Origin of the sequence: Nocardia spongicola (assembly GCF_047200775.1) — a bacterium.
Taxonomy (GTDB): Bacteria; Actinomycetota; Actinomycetes; order Mycobacteriales; family Mycobacteriaceae; genus Nocardia.
The window spans coordinates 189,791-211,978 of sequence record NZ_JBJZOO010000005.1 but is presented as its reverse complement, the minus strand read 5'-3'; the positions used below and the strand labels follow the sequence as shown (position 1 = coordinate 211,978).

15 protein-coding genes are annotated in these 22,188 nt (G+C 65.2%); 9 read left to right on the top strand and 6 right to left on the bottom strand.

All coding sequences use genetic code 11. The annotated features are described in order from the left end of the window. The first annotated feature begins 2 nt into the window (after positions 1-2). Positions 3-2,114, top strand: coding sequence for an amylo-alpha-1,6-glucosidase (locus tag ACL02S_RS13120; RefSeq protein ID WP_412802797.1), 2,112 nt, complete (start codon positions 3-5; stop codon positions 2,112-2,114). A 98-nt stretch (positions 2,115-2,212) separates the two neighbouring features. Here ACL02S_RS13120 and ACL02S_RS13115 read toward each other — a convergent pair whose 3' ends face one another. The 5 genes from ACL02S_RS13115 to ACL02S_RS13095 form a co-directional block, all read right to left on the bottom strand. Continuing rightward, positions 2,213-2,491, bottom strand: coding sequence for an acylphosphatase (locus tag ACL02S_RS13115; RefSeq protein ID WP_412802646.1), 279 nt, complete (start codon positions 2,489-2,491; stop codon positions 2,213-2,215). Between the two features lie 62 nt (positions 2,492-2,553). Further along, the gene (locus tag ACL02S_RS13110) at positions 2,554-3,015 is read right to left on the bottom strand and encodes an OsmC family protein (RefSeq protein ID WP_412802645.1); all 462 of its coding nucleotides are present in this window, start codon (positions 3,013-3,015) and stop codon (positions 2,554-2,556) included. A gap of 83 nt (positions 3,016-3,098) precedes the next feature. Then, entirely contained in the window at positions 3,099-3,803 is a 705-nt protein-coding gene (locus tag ACL02S_RS13105; protein WP_412802644.1) for a response regulator, read from the bottom strand. 2 nt (positions 3,804-3,805) lie between these two features. Continuing rightward, positions 3,806-6,415 carry an ATP-binding protein gene (locus ACL02S_RS13100; RefSeq protein ID WP_412802796.1) on the bottom strand — a complete coding sequence of 870 codons (2,610 nt, stop codon included), beginning with the start codon at positions 6,413-6,415 and terminating at the stop codon, positions 3,806-3,808. Between the two features lie 72 nt (positions 6,416-6,487). Then, entirely contained in the window at positions 6,488-7,573 is a 1,086-nt protein-coding gene (locus ACL02S_RS13095; RefSeq protein ID WP_412802643.1) for an S-(hydroxymethyl)mycothiol dehydrogenase, read from the bottom strand. Positions 7,574-7,946: 373 nt separating this feature from the next. Here ACL02S_RS13095 and smc point away from each other — a divergent pair, with 373 nt between their 5' ends. Beyond that, positions 7,947-11,567: a chromosome segregation protein SMC gene (gene smc, locus ACL02S_RS13090; protein WP_412802642.1), complete on the top strand. Its 3,621-nt coding sequence runs from the start codon at positions 7,947-7,949 to the stop codon at positions 11,565-11,567. Positions 11,568-11,642: 75 nt separating this feature from the next. On the opposite strand, the gene ACL02S_RS13085 is transcribed toward smc, so the two are convergent. Then, positions 11,643-12,032 carry a DUF2237 family protein gene (locus ACL02S_RS13085; RefSeq protein WP_019048221.1) on the bottom strand — a complete coding sequence of 130 codons (390 nt, stop codon included), beginning with the start codon at positions 12,030-12,032 and terminating at the stop codon, positions 11,643-11,645. Between the two features lie 180 nt (positions 12,033-12,212). Between ACL02S_RS13085 and ftsY the strand changes: the two genes are divergently transcribed. The 7 genes from ftsY (at position 12,213) to ACL02S_RS13050 (ending at position 22,084) form a co-directional block, all read left to right on the top strand. Then, positions 12,213-13,790, top strand: coding sequence for a signal recognition particle-docking protein FtsY (gene ftsY / locus ACL02S_RS13080; RefSeq protein ID WP_412802641.1), 1,578 nt, complete (start codon positions 12,213-12,215; stop codon positions 13,788-13,790). Positions 13,791-14,239: 449 nt separating this feature from the next. Beyond that, positions 14,240-15,523, top strand: a complete 1,284-nt coding sequence (locus ACL02S_RS13075) for an ammonium transporter (protein ID WP_412802795.1) — start codon at positions 14,240-14,242, stop codon at positions 15,521-15,523. Positions 15,524-15,528: 5 nt separating this feature from the next. After that, positions 15,529-15,867 carry a P-II family nitrogen regulator gene (locus ACL02S_RS13070; protein ID WP_412802794.1) on the top strand — a complete coding sequence of 113 codons (339 nt, stop codon included), beginning with the start codon at positions 15,529-15,531 and terminating at the stop codon, positions 15,865-15,867. Between the two features lie 178 nt (positions 15,868-16,045). Continuing rightward, positions 16,046-18,418, top strand: coding sequence for a [protein-PII] uridylyltransferase (locus ACL02S_RS13065; RefSeq protein ID WP_412802793.1), 2,373 nt, complete (start codon positions 16,046-16,048; stop codon positions 18,416-18,418). A gap of 157 nt (positions 18,419-18,575) precedes the next feature. Further along, the gene (locus tag ACL02S_RS13060; protein ID WP_412802640.1) at positions 18,576-18,893 is read left to right on the top strand and encodes a hypothetical protein; all 318 of its coding nucleotides are present in this window, start codon (positions 18,576-18,578) and stop codon (positions 18,891-18,893) included. A gap of 101 nt (positions 18,894-18,994) precedes the next feature. Beyond that, positions 18,995-20,575, top strand: a complete 1,581-nt coding sequence (ffh, locus tag ACL02S_RS13055) for a signal recognition particle protein (protein ID WP_412802639.1) — start codon at positions 18,995-18,997, stop codon at positions 20,573-20,575. A 783-nt stretch (positions 20,576-21,358) separates the two neighbouring features. Continuing rightward, entirely contained in the window at positions 21,359-22,084 is a 726-nt protein-coding gene (locus ACL02S_RS13050; RefSeq protein ID WP_412802638.1) for a response regulator transcription factor, read from the top strand. Positions 22,085-22,188: the final 104 nt, after the last annotated feature.

Here is a 22,188-nt window from a genome sequence, read left to right as displayed (position 1 = left end):
CTTTGAATTCCGCCCCCCTGAATTCCGGTGAGCCGACCGGATTCGGGGGGTGCGGTTCGGTGACCCTGGTCGAGGGTGGCACATTCTGTTTGTCGAATCGGCTCGGAGATGTCGAACCGGGTAAGCCGCACGGATTGTTCTTCCGGGACGCGCGGGTGCTGTCCCGCTGGGAGCTGCTGGTGAACGGCAGACCCGCTGAGCCGCTTTCGGTGCTGAGTCCAGAGGCGTTCGCCGCCAGGTTCGTGTTGCGCAGACCGCCGCAAGCCGGTCTGGCCGACAGCACGTTGCTGGTGGTGCGCGAACGGATCGTCGCCGATGGTATGCACGAATTACTCACGCTGGAGAACATGGGGCGTGAGCCCACAGCGGTATTGCTGGAGCTGCACGTGGACGCGGACTTCATCGACCTGTTCGCGGTGAAGGAAGGGCGGGCGGGAAATACGAGGGCCGATGTCACGGTCGCCGATAGCGAGTTGGTGCTGCACGACTATGCCGATCGTAGCCGGGGAATCTCGATCTCGACGACGGTGGAAGCGGAAGTGTTGCCCGGCACCATGATCTGGCGGGTGATCGTTCCGGTCGGCGAGTGCTGGCAGACCGAGATCATCGCGCAACCGACCTTGGGCAATCAGCGTTTTCAAGCGGTCGCCCCCGGCGCGCACTACGGAGTCAGCGCACCGGGCCGCAAGATCGAGGCATGGCGGGATACCGCCACCGATATCACCACCTCTGACCCGGTGCTCACCCGGATACTGCGCCGCACCGAAAGTGACCTCGGTGCGTTGCAGATTCACGACGAATCCAGTGAGGCGCGCCCGTTCGTCGCCGCGGGAGCCCCGTGGTTCATGACCTTGTTCGGTCGCGACAGCCTGCTCACCGCGTGGATGGCGTTACCGCTGGCGGTCGATCTGGCCCTGGGTACCTTGCAGCAGCTGGCAGAACTCCAAGGGCAAGAGGTGAATCCGCTCACCGAGGAGGAACCGGGGCGCATCATGCACGAGATGCGCCGTGGTCCGGCGGGCGGGCAGGTGCTCGGCGGCAATATTTACTACGGAAGCGCCGACGCCACACCGCTGTTCGTGATGTTGCTCGCCGAATGTCATCGCTGGGGCGCGGATCCGGAAGCGATCCGGTTACTGTTGCCTGCTGCCGATGCCGCGCTGCACTGGATCACCGACTACGGCGATCGTGACGGCGACGGTTTCATCGAGTACCGCCGTGCGACCGACCGTGGCTTGATCAATCAGGGCTGGAAGGACAGTTTCGACGGAATCAACCACGCCACTGGCCATCTCGCCGAAACCCCCATCGCGCTATGTGAGGTGCAGGGGTATGTGCACGCGGCATTGCTTGCTCGCGCCGAGCTGGCCGATGCTTTCGACGAGCCGCGATCGGCCGGACGGCTCCGGGAGCGCGCGGAGGTATTGCGCGGTAAGTTCGCCGAGCAGTTCTGGTTACCCGATCGCGGCTGGTACGCCGTGGCGCTGGATGGCAGCAAACGCCAGGTCGACGCGCTCACCAGTAATGCGGCGCACTGCCTGTGGTCGGGTATCGCCAGTGACGAGCACGCGGCCGAATTGATTCTGCATATGGCTGGCCCGGAGATGGACTCCGGATTCGGATTGCGCACCCTGGCATCGAATATGGGCGCCTACAATCCGATGAGCTACCACTGCGGTTCGGTCTGGCCGCACGATACCGCGATCGCGGTGGCCGGTCTGCTGCGTTATCGGCACCTGCCCGGTGCGGTCGAACTGGCTACCCAGCTGACCATCGGTTTGCTGGATGCCGCGGCGGTGTTCGATGGCAGGCTGCCGGAATTGTTCTGCGGCTTTCCGCGGGCGCGTTTCGCCACACCGGTGCCCTATCCGACCTCGTGTTCGCCGCAGGCATGGGCGAGCGCCGCGCCGCTGCTGCTGGTGCGAGCGTTTCTCGGGCTCGATCCGGATGCTCCGACCAGGACGCTCACCGCTCGCCCGCAACTGCCGGAGCACTGGGGCAGGGTCTCGCTGCGCGCGTTGCGGCTCGGCGCCACCACTGTCGATCTGGAGGCGGAGGGCACGCAGATCACCGCGGCGCGTTTACCCGACGACTGGCGTCTGGTATCTAGATGACCCGGGTACGGCAGGCGGATGATGCTCGGTTCCTGGCGCTGGATGGTGCGTGTTCACTATCGCCCCCATCATCACCCTCACCGGAATCAGCACGGAGACTACCGCTCCTCGAAACCGGTCGAATCACCCCGTGCGGATTCCCAGCTTTCCACAACCACTGTTACGTGCCCAGGTGTCTCCCCTGAACGCAACAGTTCCAGCAGGTCCTCACATGCGGATCGCGGTCCTTCCGCCACTACGTGCACCCGGCCGTCTCTGGTATTGGTCGCGCTGCCGACCAGCCCGAGTTCCAGTGCCCGTGACCGGGTCCACCAACGGAAACCCACGCCTTGGACCAGACCGTGCACCCACGCGCTCAACCGAACGGGCTCGTTCATCGAAGATTGCTCCCGTGCCTCGAGTTCTCGTCAGGTTCCCGTTCTTCACGTCTCGTCGTACTTCACGCCTCGGCGTCGAACGAGAGCGTAACCTTCGCCCCTGCCTGCAGGGTCCGTCCCACCGTGCACACCTTGCCGATCGCGCGCTGCACGGTGACCAGCAATCGTTCGCGTGCGTCGTCGTCGAGTTCGCTGAGGTCCAGTTCGAACACTTCGTCCAGCTGGGGGTAGACCTCGTTGTCTCGGTCGGCATCGCCGGAGACCCGGATGGTCGCGTCGAAGTTGTCGCCGAGTTTGCGCGACAGCGGGAAATCCGCGCTCAGGCCGGAGCAGGCGGCTAAGGCGATCTTCAACAGCTCGCCAGGAGTGAACGCGCCGTGGACACCCTGTGAACCGATCAAGACCTCGGCGCCACGGGAGCTGCGGCCGGTGTATGCCCTGGTCCCGGTGCGCTCGACCCATAACGTAGTCGGTTCCTGCGCGCTCGGTGTCGCGGTGGCGGTGGTAGCGGTCTGTTCAGCCATGGGCCAGATCCTGCCATCTCCCTCGCCCCGGGTTCGCGCCCCGGTGCGTAGCGCCCGGCGGCGCCGGTACCGGTAGCCGGGGGTTACTCCTGGAATCGATAGCCCATACGCGCTTCAGTGAGCAGATGTTTCGGCCGGGACGGATCGTCTTCCAGCTTGCGCCGCAGTTGTGCCAGATACACCCGCAGATAGTGCGTCTCGGTGGCATAAGAGGGGCCCCACACCTCGCGGAGCAGCTCACGTTGCCCGACCAGTTTGCCGCGATTGCGCACCAGCATCTCCAGCATGCCCCATTCGGTAGGGGTCAGATGCACGGTCTCGCCGCGTTTGGTGACCTTTTTGGCGGCCAGGTCGACCGTGAACGATTCAGTTGTCACCACCGGCGCCGAATCATCGGCCTCGGTGGTGCCGCGGCGGACCGCGGCGCGTAACCGGGCCATCAGCTCGTCCATGCCGAACGGTTTGGCGACATAATCGTCGGCGCCTGCATCCAGTGCCTGGACCTTGTCGGTGGAGTCGCTTCGCGCGGACAGTACGATCACCGGTGCCGAGGTCCAGCCGCGCAGCCCGGCGAGCACTTCGATGCCATCGATATCGGGCAGCCCGAGGTCGAGGATCACAACGTCCGGATGCTGGTCGGCCGCTGCGCGCAGCGCCGCGCCGCCGGTCGACGCGGTGATCACCTCGTACCCGCGGACAGAGAGATTGATCCGCAATGCGCGCACGATCTGCTGTTCATCGTCGACTACGAGCACCTTTGTCGGCGTAGCCTCCAGCGCCTTCGTCACTATCACCGCCTCCTGGGGGTACCGCCTCCGAAATCGCCGCTTCCTGCTTTTGCGGGGGCGGCACGCTCACCTGCGTTCATCGTCTCGGCTGCGGTCTCGGTATCCAGGGCAGGCACCTCAGCCGAGGGCAGGTCGACCACCATGGTCAATCCTCCCCCCGCTGTCGGCTCGGCTCGTACGGTGCCGCCCATCGCCTGCACGAATCCGTGCACCACCGATAAGCCCAGCCCGACACCGGAGGTATTGTCCCGGTCGCCGAGACGTTGGAATGGTTCGAACAGACGCTCCTCCATGCCCTGTGGTACGCCGGGGCCGGAGTCCACCACGGAGATCGTCGTTCGGTCACCGGTGCATGCGGCAGTGACCAGGATCGGGCTGCCGTCCGGTGTATGCCGCAGCGCGTTGTCGAGCAGGTTGGCCAGTACCCGTTCCAACAGGCCGCTATCGGCCTGGACCACGATATCGCCGACATCGACCCGGACCCGGGCTGTGACGGCGCGCCGCTGCCCGCGTGCACCCATCCCGACGCTCACCATCGCACGATGTACCGCTTCCTCCGCGTACACCCGTTGCACCTGTGGTGTGACCACACCGACCGCGAGCCGGGACGAGTCGAGCAGGTTGTCGACCAGCGCAGTGAGCTGGTCCACCGATTCCTCGATTGTCTCCAAGAGTTCGGCGATGTCCTCCTGGGAGAATTCGATGTCGTCGTCATCGCTGCACAAGCTGGAAACCGCCGCTTTGGCTCCGGCCAAGGGGGTGCGCAGATCGTGGCTCACCGCGGAGAGCAGTGCTTGCCGTAGGCGGTTGGCCTCTTGTAACGCCGCGGCGGCGCTGGCCTCTTCGGCCAAGCGGGTCTGCCGTACCAGCGCGACCGATTGGTTGGCCACCGCGTTGAGTACCGGCCGGTCGGCTGCCGCGAGTGGGCCGCCTGCGAGCAACAGCTGATGGTGGGCGTCGCTCGCTTCGACGACGGTACTCGCCTCCGAGGGCAACCGCGGTGGATCGGCACCGACCTCGGCCAGCACCAGTTCACCCGCCACCAGACTGACCGCTCGTTGCGCGAAGACCTCCCTGAGCTGCTCGAGCAGCTTGGGGAGATCGGCGCCGTGCAGAATGGCGCCGGAGAACATGGTCAGCAACTCGGCCTGCCGAGAGGCTTGACGTGCCTGCCTGGTCTGCTTCGCGGCGAGATCGACCAGTTGCACTATCGCGACACCGACCGCGAGCAGCACGATCAAGGTGATCCATTCGGTCAGTTCGGTGACAGCCAGGCTGTAGCGCGGTGGCGTGATAAATCTCATCAGCAGGCCGGACAACAAGGCCGCGAACAGTGCGGGCACGATCCTGCCGAGTAGCGCCACCGCGACGACACCGACCACGAACAGCGCGCTGATCGCGGCGAGACCCATGAGGTTGTCCAGGACCGTGGCACTGATCGCGAATACCGTGGGGGGGAGGAGAACTGCGGCGAGCCAGGCGATGGTGCGCCGGCGGGCGCCGGGAGCCAGGCGCCGGGTAGCTCGTTGCGCGTATTCGTGGGTCACGATATGAACGTCGATCTCACCGGAGAGCCGCAGCACGGTGGCGCTGGTGCCTTCGGTGAAGAGTCCGCTCCAGCGGGAGCGTTGCGGTGCGCCGAGCACAAGTTGTGTGACGTTGGTCTCGTGGGCGAACTCGAGTAGCGCGGTGGGCACATCGTCACTGGTGATGGTGTGCAGTGAGGCGCCGAGTTCTTCCGCGAGTTCGCGCAGCCAGGTGAGGCGTTCGGCGGAGACCCCGGCCAGATCGGCGCTGCGGACGACGTGCACGATTGCCAGCTCGGCGCTTGACCTGCTCGCGATCCGGCCTGCCCGGCGCACGATGGTTTCCGATCCGGGGCCGCCGGTCACCGCTGCCATAACGCGCTCGGGTACCTCCCGCGGTTCGGTGCTCGGGTGATCGGTCCGGTACTTCGCCAGCGCGGCATCGATCTGACCGGCCAGCCACAGCAGGCTCAACTCCCGTAGCGCAGCGGGTTCTTTCCACTGGGAATAGTCGTGCAGCGCCGCGGCTGTCTTCTCTGCGGTGCTCATGCTTCTATGCGAGAAAGTGCGGCGCAGTATTTCCGGGGTGATGTCGACCAGCTCTACCCGATTCGCGGCGCGCACCACTGCATCCGGCACGGTTTCGCAGTGTGGCCTTCCGGTGAGCTGCGTTACGACGTCGCTGAGGCCTTCCAGCTGCTGCAACTCGAGTGTGGAGAGCACGTCGATGCCCGCGTCGAGGAGATCGTCCACATCCTGCCAGCGCTTGTCGTTTTTGCCGCCGGGCAGGTTGGCGTGTGCCAGTTCTTCGACAAGCACCATCGCGGGGGCGCGCCGCAGTACTGCTTCGAGATCGAGTTCGGCGGAGGTTGTGCCGTGATACTCGATCAGCTTCGGGGGAATGCGTTCGATGCCTTCGAGTAGCCGCGCGGTTTCCATATCGTCGTGGGTTCCGGTTACCGCGGCCACCACATCCCGGCCGAGCTGTAGCCATCGATGCGCTTCGTTCAGCATGGCATGAGTTCTGCCTGCTCCCGGCGCGGCACCGAGGTATATCCGCAGCTGACCGCGTTCCACATCTTCCATCATGGCGCGTCGTGCGTCCCCAGTGGAACAGTCTCCGAATGATTCGTGGCGGGGCGCGCTCGCTACCGGTGTTCACCAGAGCACCACTGACCGAAGCACGTCGCCGGTGCGTATCTTGTTCAGGGCCGGTTCCACTTGATCGATCCGGATGCGTTCGGTGACGAAACGGTCCAGCGGGAGCCTGCCCTGGCGATACAGATCGATCAGGGTGGGGAAATCGCGTTCCGGCAAACAGTCGCCGTACCAGGAGGACTTCAGTGCGCCGCCGCGGGAGAACAGGTCGAGCAGGGGCAGCTCTACAAGCATATCCGGCGTCGGTACACCGACCAGGACGACAGTGCCTGCCAGGTCGCGTCCGTAGAATGCCTGCTGCCACGTCTCCGGCCGTCCGACCGCATCGATGACGATATCGGCGCCCCAGCCGCCGGTATGCCGCTGGATTTGTTCGACCACATTCTCCACGGTCGCGTCGACCGTATGCGTGGCGCCGAACTCGGTAGCCCAGCCCAGCTTCCTGGCATCCCGGTCGATCGCGATGATGGTCTTCGCTCCGGCCAGCCTGGCCCCGGCGATCGCCGCGTCCCCGACTCCGCCGCAGCCGATCACCGCGACGGTGTCTCCTGGGGCTACTTCGCCGGTGTGCAGTGCCGCGCCGAGGCCTGCCATTACGCCGCAGCCGAGCAATCCGGCTACCGCCGGATCGGTTTCCGGGTCGACCTTGGTGCACTGCCGTTCGTGCACGAGAGTCTTATCGGCGAACGCGCCGATACCGAGGGCAGGACTCAGCTCGGCACCATCGGCGAGGGTCATCGGCACGCTTGCGTTGTGGCTGTCGAAGCAGGACCAGGGACGGCCGCGCAGGCATGCTCGGCACTCGCCACAGACCGCGCGCCAATTGAGGACTACGAAGTCGCCCACGGCCACATGTGTGACCGCGGCGCCGACCGTGTGCACCACGCCTGCTGCCTCGTGCCCGAGCAGGAAGGGGAAGTCGTCGGTGATCCCACCCTCCCGATAGTGCAGGTCGGTATGGCACACCCCGCAGGCCCGCATCCGGACCACCACATCGTGTGGTCCTGGATCGGGGATGGTCACATCGACGAGCTCGACCGGCGCCGCTTTGCCGCGCGCTATGATCCCGCGCACCGTTTCCGGCATGTGTGCCTCCTCGCGAATTCACCGATAGCGCGGTTGAGGTCGCTCGGTGACCCGTGTGTCGAGCACCCGTCCGCGCTGCTGTGTCGGATGTTTCGCACGCTACCGCTGGACGATCGGCGAGTATGCCTTTTCGGCATCGGAAAGTGCGTGTTCACCTTCTAGCTCGGATGCGCAACGGTTCGGCTTTGTCGATGACTCTGCGCGCAGAGCGCAGCAGCATGTTCGGTGCGGTGTGCGGTCGGGACAGAGTTCCCGGTGTGCGCCGGATATCATAACTGGTCGCCGATGGCGCTGCCTGCGATCAGGCGGACCGGTGGCGCTGTCCTGGACGGGGTAAGGATCGCCGACCGAGCAGAGTACGGAAAGGCCGAATTTGCACCTGAAAAGTCTGACGTTGAAGGGTTTCAAGTCCTTCGCGTCCGCGACGACGCTGCGATTGGAGCCCGGCATCACCTGCGTGGTGGGTCCGAACGGATCAGGTAAGTCGAATGTCGTCGACGCGCTCTCCTGGGTGATGGGTGAGCAGGGTGCGAAAGCGCTGCGGGGCGGCAAGATGCAGGATGTGATCTTCGCGGGTACCGCGGGGCGCGCACCACTCGGTCGCGCCGAAGTCACATTGACCATCGACAACTCCGACGGCGCACTCCCGATCGAGTACGCCGAGGTGTCCATCACCAGGCGCATGTTCCGGGACGGTGCGGGCGAGTACGAGATCAATGGCAGCTCCTGTCGTCTGATGGATGTGCAGGAACTGCTCAGCGATTCCGGCATCGGCCGCGAGATGCACGTCATCGTAGGGCAGGGCAGGCTATCGGCCATCCTGGAGTCGCGCCCGGAGGATCGCCGGGCATTCATCGAGGAGGCCGCCGGTGTACTCAAACATCGCAAGCGCAAGGAAAAGGCGGTTCGTAAGCTAGAGGCGATGCAGGCCAACCTGTCTCGCCTCACCGATCTCACCACTGAGCTACGCCGTCAGCTCAAACCGCTGGGCAGGCAGGCGGAGGTGGCCAGGAGAGCGGCGACCGTACAGGCCGATCTCCGTGATTCCCGGCTGCGGCTGGCAGCCGACGATCTGGTCATTCGCCGCAACGAACTGGAAAGTCAGCAGAGTAAAGAGGCATATGCCCGCGAGCAGCAGATCACGGTGCAGTCGGAGCTGGACGCCGCGAACGCGGCGCTGGCGCAGCAGGAATTCCAGCTGTCGCGGTTGACTCCGAGTGCCGAGGCCGCGGCGCAGATCTGGTTTCAGCTTTCCGCGCTGGCCGAACGGGTCAACGCAACCATTCGCATCGCTGATGACCGCGCGCGTCATCTGGCCGCCGCTGCTCCGGTCGGCACTGGTCGTGACCCGGAGCAGCTGGAGGCCGAGGCCGATCGGATCGCGGCCGAGGAGGCCGAACTGCGAGAGGCGGTCGAGATCGCGGCCGAGATGTTGGAGGCGGCCAGAGATCAGCTGGCCGACCGCGACCACGCGGCCAAGGCCGCGGAGCAGGCGCATCTGGCCGCGGTGCGTGCGGTCGCCGACCGGCGCGAGGGACTGGCCCGGTTGGCAGGCCAGGTCGACACGCTGCGTACCAGGGCACAGTCGATGGATACGGAGATCGCCAGGCTCTCGGTCGCCGTCGATGAGGCCGGACACCGCGGCGCGGCCGCACAGGAAGAATTCGACAGTGGGCAGGCCGAACTCGACGAGCTGGAGGCAGGCGAGGCAGGGCTGGACACCCAGCATGAACATGCGATGCAGGCCCTGGAGCTGGCCGATCAACGGGTTGCCGAACTGCGTGCACAGGACCGGGAGGCGAGTAAGCGAGTGGCGTCGCTGAGCGCGCGGATCGAGGCGCTCGGGATGAACCTGGCTCGCCGCGATGGGGGAGCTTGGCTGATGGAACACCGGGAAAAGGGTTTACTCGGCCCGCTCTCGGCGCTGTTGGGGGTGCGGGCAGGCTACGAGGCGGCGGTCGCCGCCGCGCTCGGTCCGATCGCCGACGCGGTCGCCGCCGATACCGGTGAATCCGCCCACGCCGCGATCCACGCGCTCAAGGAATCCGATGCCGGGCGTGCCGCGGTGGTTTTCGGCACCGTGCCTACCGATCGGCCGCAGCCCGATGCCTTGCCTACCGGCGCCGACTGGCTGATAGATGTGATCGAGTGTCCCGATACCATGCGCGGTGCGATCACCGCGCTCACGGCGGGTATCGCGGTGGTAGACGATTTGTCCGCGGCCGAGGCCGCTCTCCTGTCCGCCCCCGATATCCGCGTGGTCACTCGTGATGGTGACCTCGCGGGCAATGGCTGGCTGCTCGGCGGTTCCGATCGCGCACCGAGCCAGCTGGAGATCCAGGCCGATATCGATGCGGCCGAGGCCGAGCTGGTGCTGACCCAGCGCCGCGCCGAGGAACTCGAAGCGGCGCTGTCCGGTGCGCTTGCCGAGCAGGCCGATCGTAAGGATGCTGTCGACCAGGCATTACTCGCTCTACATGAATCAGACCAGGCATTGGTGGCGATCTACGAGCGGCTCGGCAGGCTCGGCCAGACTGCCCGCACCGCGCACGCCGAACGTGAGCGGTTATCCGCCCAACGCACCGAGGCCGAGGCGAGCAGAGGGGAGGCGCTGACCTCCCTCGCCGAACTGGAGGATCGCCTGCGGCACGCGGAAGATGAGCAATCCGAGGTCGAGGCCGACGGTGCGAGTACGGCAGGCGCCGAATCCGCGGGTTATGCGCGGGAGGAGGCGGCGGCCGCGCTGGCAGAGGCACGGACGATGGAGGTCGAGGCCAGGCTCGCTGTGCGCACCGCCGAAGAGCGTGCGGAATCGGTGCGTGGCAAGGCGGATTCGTTACGTCGTGCCGCGCGCGCTGAGCGGGAGAGCCGGGCCCGTGCCGAGCGTGCCCAGGCCGCGCGCAAGCGGGCCGCCGAGGTGGCTACCGCCGTAGCCGAGTCCGGTGGGCGGATCGCCGCCGAATTGGAGCAGGTGATCGCCGCGGCGGGTACCAGAAGGGATGAGCTGGTCCGCAGCCGCTCCGAATGCGCTGCTCAGGTCGAGCAGATCAAAGAGCGGGTTCGTGCGCTCACTGCGCAATCGGCCCAGCTCACCGACGCGGTACACCGCGATGAGGTGGCCAAGGCTCAGGCGACGCTGCGTATCGAGCAGCTACAGACGACCATCGCCGAGCAATTCGGCATCGCGCTCGATGATCTGATCGCCGAATACGGTCCCGAGGTACCGGTCCCCCCAACGGCACTGCAGCTGAGCGAGTACGACCAGGCCAAGGAGCGCGGCGAACAGGTCAGCATGCCTGCTCCGATGCCCTATGACCGGTCGACTCAGGAGCGGCGCGCCAAACGTGCGGAGAAGGACCTCGCCACCCTCGGTAAGGTCAATCCCCTCGCGTTGGAAGAGTTCGCGGCGCTGGAAGAGCGCTACAATTTCCTGGCCACCCAGCTGGAAGACGTCAAGAGCGCGCGCAAAGACCTCTTGGACGTAGTCGCCGAGGTGGACGCCCGCATCCTGCAGGTGTTCACCGAGGCCTACGCCGATGTCGAACGAGAGTTCGTCCAAGTGTTCGCGAAACTGTTTCCCGGTGGTGAAGGCAGGCTGTTGCTCACCGACCCCTCCGATATGCTCACCACCGGTATCGAGGTGGAAGCTCGCCCGCCGGGCAAGAAGGTCAAGCGGCTTTCACTGCTGTCCGGTGGGGAGAAATCGCTCACGGCCGTCGCGCTTTTGGTGGCGATCTTCCGCGCCAGGCCCTCGCCGTTCTACGTAATGGACGAGGTCGAGGCCGCGCTGGACGATACCAATCTGCGCCGCCTGATCGGGCTGTTCGAACAGTTACGGGAGAAAAGTCAGCTGATCGTCATCACGCACCAGAAACCGACGATGGAGATCGCCGACGCGCTCTATGGGGTCAGCATGCGTGGTGACGGTATCACCCAGGTGATCTCGCAGCGGTTGCGCGGGGAGAATCTGGCTCCGGCCGGCGCAGTGGGCTGAGCCGCCAGGCGCGGATCATGAGTATGCCGCCGGACAGTGGCCACGGGTGCGCTGGACAAGCCCGCTCAGGACAAATCAGAGTAAGTCACTGACATCGTCCGGTACGTCGACGGCATACTTGCGCAGGATATCCATCGAGATCACTTCCAAGGCGTTCTCATGTGTGGCCGCGAGCACCACCGGTGCGGCGACACCGTCCTCATGCGCGTGTAACCAGCGCACGGCCACCACGCACCACCGATCACCCGGTTGCAGGCCGGGGAAGTTGTTCTCGGGGCGCGGCGTGCTCAGATCGTTACCGATAGACGCTTGATGCTCCAAGAACTCGGCCGTGACGACAGTGCATACGGTATGGCTGCCCAGATCCTCCGGCCCGGTACTGCAACAGCCGTCCCGGTAGAAGCCGGTGAGAGGATCGGTGCCGCACTCTTCTAGCGGCCCCCCAAGCACGTTTCGATCAGTCACGCCGCCGATCCTATTGTCACTTTGCGACAAGTTCCGCAGGACAAGAAATCTCGTAGGCTGTGTCGAGGGTTGTGCCGGGGCTCTCGGAGCGCGGTATCCACGGCACCACCGTGCGCGCCGGGGCGACCCGATCGCATGCGGCGTGGCTCGTGCCCGGTTCGTGCCGGTCGATCTGCAAGGATGGTCCGCGTGAGTTCTGAAGTGTGGATTCTGATCGCCGCGGTCGCCGTATTGCTGCTGGCGGTGGTGCTTGTCGCCGGTTTCATCCGGTACAAGCGTGGCCGCGTGTCGCTGGCCCCGCCCACGCGCGATAAAGAGGTGACCGACCGGTCCGGTGGCTATACCGCGTCCAGCGGATTCAGCTTCAGCGGAGGTGGTGCCGCGACCGAACCGAAGCCCGTCGAGCGCACCGACACCGAAGGACAACCGCATATCGGTGACGACGCCGCGATCCCACGCGACGCGCCGAGGCGGGGTATCACCGATGTTCCGCTACCGGAGACGGGCACTGTCGCGCCGCCGACCGTCGCAGGCGATACGAAGCCGACGACAGCCCCCGCCGAGCCCGAATCCGCGGCACAGCCCCCGACAGCCGATCCGATCCCGCCGGTACCGGCCGATCGAGCGGAATCGCCGGTGGAACAGGCTCCGGCGGACACCGCCTCGCCCGACGTAGGCACGGCCGACACTGGTGTGCCGGATGTGGTTGTTCCCGACGCGGTTGCGCCCGACACCAGCGCGGCCGACACCGCTGTGGCCGACACCGATACCGCCACCGAATTCGTCGCTCCGGAGACCCCGGCGAGCGCGGAAACCGCGGTCGCGCTGGAAGAGATCGAGCCAACCGCGGGCCGCCTGGTGCGTTTGCGCGGACGGTTGTCCCGCTCGCAGAACGCGGTAGGCAAGAGCCTGCTCGGGCTGCTCGGTGGTGGCGATCTCGATGAAGATTCGTGGGAAGAGGTCGAAGACACACTCGTGCTCGCCGATCTCGGCACCGCGAGCACCGAGGCAGTGGTCTCTCGTTTGCGTGCCGAGATGGCCGCGCGCAGTGTGCGTACCACCGATCAGGCACGGTCCGTGCTGCGCGAAGTACTCGTCGAGCAGTTGCGACCGGAACTCGACCGTTCGCTCCGTGCGCTGCCCCACCCCGATCACCCGTCGATCCTGCTTGTGGTCGGCGTGAACGGTACCGGGAAGACCACCACCACCGGCAAGCTCGCCAGGGTGCTCGTCGCCGACGGTCGGCGGGTGCTGCTCGGCGCCGCCGATACCTTCCGGGCCGCGGCCGCCGATCAGTTGCAGACCTGGGGAGAGCGGGTCGGTGCCGATACCGTCCGTGGCCGTGAAGGCGCCGATCCGGCCGCGGTGGCGTTCGACGCGGTGGCCGCGGGTATCGATCGTGGTGTCGATACGGTGCTCATCGACACCGCGGGCAGGCTGCACACCAAGACCGGCTTGATGGACGAGCTGGGCAAGGTCAAACGCGTCGTGGAGAAGAAGGCCGCCGTCGACGAGGTGTTGCTGGTGCTCGATGCCACCGTCGGGCAGAACGGGTTGACCCAGGCGCGGGTATTCGCCGAGGTGGTCGATATCACCGGTGTCGTGCTCACCAAGCTGGACGGGACGGCCAAGGGTGGGATCGTCTTCCAGGTCCAGCACGAGCTCGGGGTGCCGGTGAAGCTGGTCGGCCTCGGGGAGGGCGCCGACGACCTCGCTCCCTTCGAGCCCACCGCGTTCGTGGACGCGCTGCTGGGTTGAGCTTCCGTCCCCGGGATGTGTGGTCGCGGGGGTGTGGCCCGCGGCCGGTGTCGTCGGACACGCCTCGTGAGTCATGCATCTCGGGTCACGCATCCCGAGCCTTTGCTTCCGCGGAGTGGGCGCGATCACACCCTGAAGGTTTGCTGGTGCCGCGTTCCGCGGCGACGAACAGCCACGAATGCCGGAGGGGGTTGAAACGCTGCTCACAGCGTTGAGCGGCCATCGGCTCACTGCGCCGGGAAACTTCCAGCGCACTATATGAAACGTGGAAGCAACACAGCTACGCCATCCGTTCACTCAGGTGAAACACCATAGCTCTCCAGATGAAACACCGACTGAGCACCCTTCTCTGCAGGTCCATTCGCCGGAACCGACTGGGCCCGAGATGAGGAGGACATAAGGTGGAATATCCGTCTATCGGTGTACCGGACACCGGTGATACCGCATGGATGCTGGTGAGCGCAGCATTCGTTTTGTTGATGACCCCGGGTCTGGCTTTCTTCTACGGCGGCATGGTCCGGGCGAAGAACGTGCTCAACATGCTCATGATGAGCATAAGCGCCATGGGTCTTGTCGGTGTGCTGTGGGCGCTGTACGGCTACTCGATCGCGTTCGGCGACAACACCTTCGGCCTGATCGGTGACCCCACGCAGTTCTTCGGCCTCAAGGGTCTGCTCAGTGGTGCGGAGGAGGTTCCGCTCGCGGGCACGATTCCGGCGTCGGTCTTCGTCGCTTTCCAGATGATGTTCGCCATCATCACGGTAGCCCTCATCTCGGGCGCGGTGGCCGATCGCCTGAAGTTCAGCGCGTGGCTGTTGTTCGCAGGTATCTGGGCCACGGTGGTCTACTTCCCGGTGGCGCACTGGGTGTTCGACTTCGACGCCACCGACGACGACGGCAACCTCGTCCACGAAGGCGGTTGGATCGCCAACAAGCTCGAAGCGGTCGACTTCGCCGGTGGTACGGCGGTGCACATCAACGCCGGTGCCGCCGCGCTGGCACTGGTGTTGGTGATCGGTAGGCGCAAGGGCTGGCCCGGCACTCCGTTCCGGCCGCACAACCTGCCGTTCGTCATGCTCGGCGCCGGTCTGCTCTGGTTCGGCTGGTTCGGGTTCAACGCCGGTTCCGCTCTCGGTTCCAACGGTCTGGCCGGTTCCACCTTCGTCATCACCTCCGTCGCGACCAGCACCGCGATGCTGGCATGGCTGCTGGTGGAGAAACTCCGCGACGGTAAGGCCACCTCGCTCGGCGCCGCTTCGGGCATCGTGGCAGGTCTGGTCGCCATCACTCCGTCCTGCTCCTCGGTGAACGTGCTCGGCGCGCTCGCCATCGGCGCGGTCTCCGGCGCGCTGTGTGCCCTGGCGGTCGGCCTCAAGTTCAAGTTCGGTTTCGACGACTCGCTCGATGTGGTCGGTGTGCACCTGGTCGGCGGTATCGTCGGCACGGTGATGGTCGGTTTCGTCGCGGCTCCCGAGATGGGTGCCGGTGTCACCGGTCTGTTCTACGGTGGCGGATTCGATCTGTTGTGGCGTCAGACGGTGGGCGCCGCTGTGGTGCTTGCCTTCTCCTTCATCGCAACGTTGATCATTGCCTATATCGTGAAGTTCACCATTGGGCTGCGCGCGAGCGAAGAAGCCGAGTCGGTGGGCTTGGATGAGTCCGAGCACGCGGAAACCGCCTACGACTTCGCCGCTGTGGGTAGCACGGCACGTTCCGCCGTCAAGGAGGCATGACGAACATGAAATTGATCACCGCAATCGTCAAACCGTTCACGCTCGAAGATGTCAAGGCCGGGCTGGAGCAGGCGGGCGTGCTGGGCATGACCGTCAGCGAGGTGCAGGGGTACGGCAGGCAGAAGGGGCACACCGAGGTGTACCGCGGTGCCGAGTACTCGGTCGACTTCGTGCCCAAGGTCCGCGTCGAGGTCGTGGTGGACGACGCCTCCGTCGACAAGGTCGTCGAGGTGATCGTCGAGGCTTCCCGCACCGGGAAGATCGGTGACGGCAAGGTCTGGGTCACCCCGGTGGATTCGATCATCCGGGTGCGGACCGGCGAACGCGGTACCGACGCGCTATAACGAATACCGAGTCGAGCGGTGGCCCCGCTCCCACCGGCGTGCCGGTCGGGGCGGGGCCGCGCGTGTGAAATGGGTGGTGGCTGTGAGTAGGCAGAACGAGCGAGACAGTAACCAGAGGGGGGCCGCAGCGGCAGCAGACAAGGCAGTAGCGGACAAGGCCCCAGCAGGGGCAGCGGATCTGGTCCGTGCCCGAACCCAGCTGCTCGACGGTGGTTCACCGCGCAGTCCACGCCTTGATGCCGAATCATTGCGCCGCGCTCTGGTCGACCTGTACGAATTCTGGCTCACCAGTAAAGGCGCCGAACTCGGCATCACCGCCGACAGCGGACTGGCTGTGGTGGCCGTCGGTGGGCTCGCCCGCGGTGAGATGTTGCCCTACTCCGATCTGGATCTGGTGTTGGTGCACGCCGATGTCGATCCGGCCAGGGTGGCCGAGGTCGCCGACCAGCTCTGGTATCCGCTCTGGGACGCGCATATCAAACTCGACCACAGCGTACGGACGGTGCCGCAAGCGGTCCGGGTGGCTTCCGAGGATCTCATCGCCGCGCTCGGCATGCTGGAGGCCAGGCATATCGTCGGCGACCAGGAGTTGAGCAATCTGCTCATCAGCGGGGTACGCCGAGATTGGCGTACCGGAATCCGCGACCGCTTCGATGAGCTCGTGGCCTTGGCGAAGGTCCGCTGGGAGCGCAGCGGCGAGATCGCGCATCGTGCCGAGCCCGATCTGAAGAACGGGCGCGGCGGACTGCGTGACATCCAGTTACTCGACGCGCTGGCCATCGCCCAGCTGACCGACGCAATGCCGGGATTGGGGCCGGATGCGCCAGGGGGCGGACTGCGCCAGGCACACCGGCGACTGCTGGACGTGCGCACCGAACTGCATCGGGTGGCAGGCCGTGCCCGCGACCAGTTGCGGGCGCAGGACGCCGATGAGATCGGGGCGGCCTTGCGCCTCGGTGACCGGTTCGATCTGGCTCGTACGCTGAGCGATTCGGCGCGGACAGTGAGTTATTCCGTGGATGTCGGGCTGCGTACCGCGGCCAATGCGCTCCCGCGCCGTGGATTGGCCCGGCTTCGCCGGATGCCGGTGCGCCGACCACTCGATGAGGGGGTGGTCGAGCACGCGGGCGAAGTCGTGCTGGCCAGGGACGCGCGTCCACAGCGCGATCCCGGGCTCGTGCTGCGGGTGGCTGCGGCCTCGGCGCAGACCGGGCTGCCGATGTCGGCCACCACGCTGAACCGGCTTTCCGAAGACGCGCCGGAGCTGCGCGAGCCGTGGCCGAGGGACGCCCTCAATGATCTGTTGATTCTGTTGGGCGCCGGTCGCGGCACCATCGACGCGGTCGAGGCATTGGACCGTACCGGTCTGTGGGGCAGGTTGCTTCCGGAATGGGGCGCCGTGCGTGACCTGCCACCACGTGATGTCGTACATACCTGGACCGTCGACCGTCACCTCATGGAGACGGTCGCCTACGCCGGCGCGATCAGCACCAGGGTGGCCCGACCGGATCTGCTCGCTCTCGGTGCGCTGCTGCACGATATCGGCAAGGGGCGCGCAGGCGACCACAGCATCGTCGGCGCCGAACTCGCCACCCATATCGGTCGGCGCCTCGGGCTGTGGCCATCGGATGTGCGGACGCTCAGTGCGGTCGTCCGTCACCATCTCCTGCTGCCGGAGATCGCGACCCGGCGTGATCTATCCGATCCGGCGACGGTGCGATATGTGGTCGAGGCGCTCGACGGTGATCCGCAGTTGCTGGAACTCCTGCACACCTTGGCCGAGGCGGATTCGCTGGCCACCGGTCCAGGGGTGTGGGGGGACTGGAAGGCTTCGCTGATCCGTGAGCTGGTCCGGCGCTGTCGGGTGGTCATGGCGGGCGGTCAGCTGCCCGTGCCGGAGCCGATCGCACCGGAATTGCTGGAGCGGGCCAGGGCGGGCGGGGTGTATGTCACGCTGGGGCCGGGGGAGAGCAAACACACCTATGCGGTGACCGTTATCGCGCCGGACAATCCTGGACTGCTTTCCGACGCCGCCGGTGTGCTCGCATTGCACTCGTTGCGGGTGTTGTCGGCCACGCTCGGTGTCGAGGGCGCTTCCGCTGTGGACACTTTCGTGGTCGCGCCCATATTCGGTGATCCACCGGATCCCGGCTTGTTACGGCAGGAACTGATCCGCGCCATAGCGGGGGATCTGGACGTGTCCGCAGCGCTGGCCACCAGGGAGTACGCGGCGAGCGGCAGCGGTTCGAGCCGGTACGCGCAAGCTCAGCCGCGGGTGATCTGGTCGGATACCTCGGTGCCAGGTCAAGTGATCCTGGAACTACGCGCCGAGGACCGGATCGGTTTGTTGAGCAGGCTCGCCGCCGCACTGGCCGATTGTGGCGCCGATGTCTGCTGGGCCAAGGTGGTGACCATGGGCTCAGCGGTGGTCGACAGCTTCTGCCTCGAGCTTGGTGCCGAGGACGGTCCGGTGCGTCGGGAAACGATCGAGAAAGCCGTTCTCGCAGTGGTTCCGAGGCCGGCGCCGAAGCCGCCGGAGAATGCTGAATAGCGCCTGGATCGTGGTTACCGCATGACATGGTGCGCGGTGGCCGATACCGCGGTGATCAATATGTTGCAGGATATTCGCTCTGACTGAGCTCTGTACGACGGATCACCCTTTACGATCTAGAGCGTCTGGCTATCGCGAACGCGAGGGGAGCGGGTCGGTGGCAATTGAAGTCGTTTCGGCGTCGACTATGACGAGTGACGAGACCACCCATATGGCGCGCTGCGTCGGAGGTGACCGCTGGGTGGTCTCATGGCTACCTGGGCGCACTGTGACCGGGCGACAGGCGGTGACCGCGATGACGATCGCTTCCGCGGTCGCCGCTACGCCCATCCCGAGTACGGTGGAATGGGCCTTCCTCGATCATCTGGCGCTCGAATTGGGGTTGACCGCCAACGAGGCGGCTTTCCTGGTGGCGGAGGAGAACCACGACTACCGCAAAACCGCAAGACCACGCCGTGGTGTGCTCGACGAGTAGGGTGTTCCGCCGGAAAGGGCGCACCGCCTGCGCGATCGGGTAGGCGATCCCATTACTCTGGGAGGCAATTGTGACGTCCCCCGAGATCAGGAGCGCGATCGGTGTTCGAATCCCTGTCCGACCGGCTTACCGGTGCCCTCAAGGACCTGCGCGGTAAGGGGCGTCTGTCACCGGCTGACATCGATGCCACCTGCCGCGAGATCCGCCTCGCTCTGCTGGAGGCCGACGTCGCATTGCCTGTGGTGCGAGGTTTCATCGGCCGGATCAAGGAGCGTGCCAAGGGGGCGGAGGTCTCCGCGGCGCTGAATCCGGCCCAGCAGGTCGTGAAGATCGTCAACGAGGAGCTCATCGGCATTCTCGGCGGCGAGACCAGACGCGTGCATCTGGCCAAGAATCCGCCGACGGTGATCATGCTCGCCGGTCTGCAGGGTGCGGGCAAGACGACACTCGCGGGCAAACTGGCGAAGTACCTGAAGGGGCAGGGGCATCAGCCGCTGCTTGTGGCCTGTGACCTGCAGCGACCCGGCGCTGTCACCCAGTTGCAGGTGGTCGGTGAACGCGCGGGCGTGCCCGTCTACGCGCCGCACGCGGGCACCTCTATCGGCGGTGGGGAGAACCCGCTCGGTATCTCGGCCGCCGATCCGGTGCGCGTGGCGAGCGGCGGTGTCGAGGAAGCACGTCAGAAGCAGTACGACATCGTCATCGTCGATACCGCTGGCCGTCTCGGTATCGATGAAGAGCTCATGCGGCAGGCGGCGGGCATTCGTGATGCCGTGCAGCCGGATGAGACCTTGTTCGTGCTGGACGCGATGATCGGTCAGGACGCGGTCGCCACGGCCGAGGCGTTCCGTGACGGTGTCGGCTTCACCGGTGTTGTGCTCACCAAACTCGACGGCGATGCCAGGGGTGGTGCGGCACTGAGTGTCCGCGAGGTCACCGGCGTGCCGATCCTGTTCGCCTCCACCGGCGAGAAGCTGGAAGACTTCGACGTCTTCCATCCGGACCGGATGGCAAGCCGCATTCTCGGTATGGGTGATGTGCTCACTCTGATCGAACAAGCCGAGCAGGTTTACGATGCCGAGCAGGCCGAGGAGGCCGCGCGCAAGATCGGCAGCGGCGAACTGACCCTCGAGGACTTCCTCGATCAGATGCTGGCCATCCGGAAGATGGGCCCGATCGGCAATCTGCTCGGCATGCTGCCCGGCGCGGGGCAGATGAAAGACGCCATCGCCCAGGTCGACGACAAACAACTCGACCGGGTGCAGGCGATCATCCGTGGTATGACTCCGGCCGAACGGGATAACCCCAAGATCATCAATGCCTCTCGCCGCTTGCGCATCGCCAATGGCTCGGGTGTACAGGTTTCCGAGGTCAACCAGTTGGTCGACCGCTTCTTCGAAGCCAAGAAGATGATGGCGATGATGGGCAGGCAGATGGGGTTGCCCGGTTCCCGCCGACGTAATACGAAGAAGGGGAAGAAAGGCAAGAAAGGTGGCCGCGGGCCGACGCCACCGAAGGTGCGTGGCGGCTTCCCCGGGATGGGCGGTATGCCGCCAGGGATGCCGGCCGGGATGCCCGATCTCTCCAGCATGCCCGATGGCCTCAACCAGTTGCCTCCTGGGCTGGAGGGCTTCGATCTCTCGGAGCTGGTCAACCGTAACCAGCCCAAGAAGGGCAGCTGATCTGCCGTCGCGCGGATATCGGTACTCCGGCTCCTCGGTGCCATCGCGCACCGGGGAGCTCTGTCGAAAATGTCAGGAAGCCGACATGCTCATGACTGGATGGGCAACTATACGACAACTCGAGCTGTATTGATTCCGCCGACCTCGCCGAGGCTGATGAAATCAGCTCGAGAATGTGTTCATATACCACACAATAGCGACTGCACTCGACTGTTTCTCGAAAAATACTTCAGTTATGTTGTGGCCGAGCAAGAGTACGCAGAATTACCGGCAGATGCGCTTCGTGTGGCGGCACGAAATCTGCTATTCCGGTGCGCGTAGGAAGTATTTCGTGGCGATCACGGCTTGCGGTGTCCGGCTGCCGAATCATCTTTTGCAACTGAAGATTCGGATGATCGTTGTTCCGTGGGGTGTGCGGGTGCCGGCTTCGTGACGTCTGATCGGAATAGCTCGACGGCATCCTGGAGAGCGAGTGTGCCGACTGCATCGAATGCCCTACCACATCGGCATGTGCGGAAAGGTGTAATCGGCTGTATGGAGTTGTGACACAACATTATTCGAATGGTTTGAGCAATTGACTGCCGGATATCGAACACGGTAGAGTTCGGGTGACTCGAACAGAGTGCAGCAGCCCGAGGAAACCAAAATTTCGCTGTCCGAAATCTTTCCGACCTCTCGGCTCGGAGTCCGTCGGAAAGTCAGTCATGGGCCACGTCCGTCGTTGCGCGCGCGCCCTCCCCATGCCGCGTGAACGCGGCGAAACAAGCTAGGGGGATAGACCCGATGCTCGACAGGGTTGATGCCAATGGCCATTTGCGGGAAACCATTACCTCGACCGAGATCTCGCAGACCTTTGATGTGCTGCTCGTGGAGAGTGACGACGAGCATATCGATGTCCTGAGTCGGGGGTTGCAGCGGCACGGGTATTCGGTGACCGCCGTCAAGACTGCGATCGAGGCGTTGCGTACGCATGACGGGGCCTCGATCGTCTTGCTCGACCTGGAATTACCGGATCTCGACGGTATCGAAGTCTGTCGCGCGATCCGATCCTCCAGTGATGTGCCGCTGATCGCGGTGACTACGAGGGAGAGTGAGCTCGATATGGTTCTGGGTTTCCAAGCCGGCCTCGACGACTATGTCGTCAAGCCCTACCGGTTCCGTGAGCTCTTGGTGCGAATGGAGGCGGTGATGCGTCGCACCCTACCGACCAGGGAGGCGTTGCATCGCGTGATCGTGCATGGGCCCCTGCGTATCGACTCCGCCACGCGTGCGGTTCATCTCCGCGATCATCCCGTTTCTGTCACCCCGAAGGAATTCGACCTGCTCTATCTGCTCGCTTCGTCACCGGGGCGGGTGATGCCGCGTAAACAGATCATGCACCGGGTATGGGGCGACTGCTGGTCGCGTCGGACTCTCGACACCCATGTGAGCAGCCTGCGCAACAAGCTCGGCGGCGCCGACTGGATCGTGACCGTGCGCGGCATCGGTTTCCGGATCGGCGAGGTGTAGTGCCCGAACACACGCCTGCTCCTGCGTTCAGGGATCGAGATCTGAGCGCAGGAGCAGGCATTGCTTCACGTTAGGTGCGCGGCGGTGAAGAACACTGTCGCACC

What these genes read in the sequence shown, in the direction of transcription:
- ACL02S_RS13070 (WP_412802794.1), top strand. Translation starts at nt 15,529, where the DNA reads ATGAAATTGATCACCGCAATCGTCAAACCGTTCACGCTCGAAGATGTC.
- ACL02S_RS13110 (WP_412802645.1), bottom strand. Translation starts at nt 3,015, where the DNA reads ATGGCTGAACAGACCGCTACCACCGCCACCGCGACACCGAGCGCGCAG.
- ACL02S_RS13100 (WP_412802796.1), bottom strand. Translation starts at nt 6,415, where the DNA reads ATGGAAGATGTGGAACGCGGTCAGCTGCGGATATACCTCGGTGCCGCG.
- ftsY (WP_412802641.1), top strand. Translation starts at nt 12,213, where the DNA reads ATGGTCCGCGTGAGTTCTGAAGTGTGGATTCTGATCGCCGCGGTCGCC.
- ACL02S_RS13115 (WP_412802646.1), bottom strand. Translation starts at nt 2,491, where the DNA reads ATGAACGAGCCCGTTCGGTTGAGCGCGTGGGTGCACGGTCTGGTCCAA.
- ACL02S_RS13095 (WP_412802643.1), bottom strand. Translation starts at nt 7,573, where the DNA reads ATGCCGGAAACGGTGCGCGGGATCATAGCGCGCGGCAAAGCGGCGCCG.
- ACL02S_RS13075 (WP_412802795.1), top strand. Translation starts at nt 14,240, where the DNA reads ATGCTGGTGAGCGCAGCATTCGTTTTGTTGATGACCCCGGGTCTGGCT.
- ACL02S_RS13050 (WP_412802638.1), top strand. Translation starts at nt 21,359, where the DNA reads ATGCTCGACAGGGTTGATGCCAATGGCCATTTGCGGGAAACCATTACC.